This window comes from Tannerella forsythia (assembly GCF_001006485.1).
Taxonomy (GTDB): Bacteria; Bacteroidota; Bacteroidia; order Bacteroidales; family Tannerellaceae; genus Tannerella; species Tannerella forsythia.
Genome location: NZ_JUET01000037.1, coordinates 1 through 391 on the forward strand (window position 1 = coordinate 1; position 391 = coordinate 391).

General features: G+C 65.2%; 1 protein-coding gene. It reads right to left on the minus strand.

Translation table 11 applies throughout. The features are described 5' to 3' along the window. The coding region (locus Tanf_RS01855) for a TlpA family protein disulfide reductase (protein WP_201774573.1) at positions 1-391 on the minus strand (391 nt) is incomplete at both ends.

Genomic DNA, 391 nt, shown 5'->3' on the forward strand with positions numbered 1-391 from the left:
CCGTTTGTCTTTACCAAAGGCTTCATAAGCCGTGCGGATGTAGGGCATTTCCGCTTTGCACGGGCCGCACCAGGTCGCCCAGAAGTCGAGCAGGACCCACTTGCCTTTGAGCTGCTGGGTGTGGAACGGCCGGCCGTCCAGCGTGATCGCCGAGAAGGGCGGCGCGGGCGCGCCGACCGGGAGGCCCGATGAAGGCGGTCTGGCCGCCGCGAGCTCGGCTGAATTCTTCGCCGCTGACTCGGCCGCCTTGCGTTTCGCTTCCGCGACGGTCTGCATCTTTTCCTGCAGGCTTTGCTCGCGGGCGTCGAGCGCCTGAAAGACCGACGCGATCTGCGTGTTCCACATGGGCAGGCCGGACGAGGCGACGAACTGTTTGAGTTGATCCTCGGCC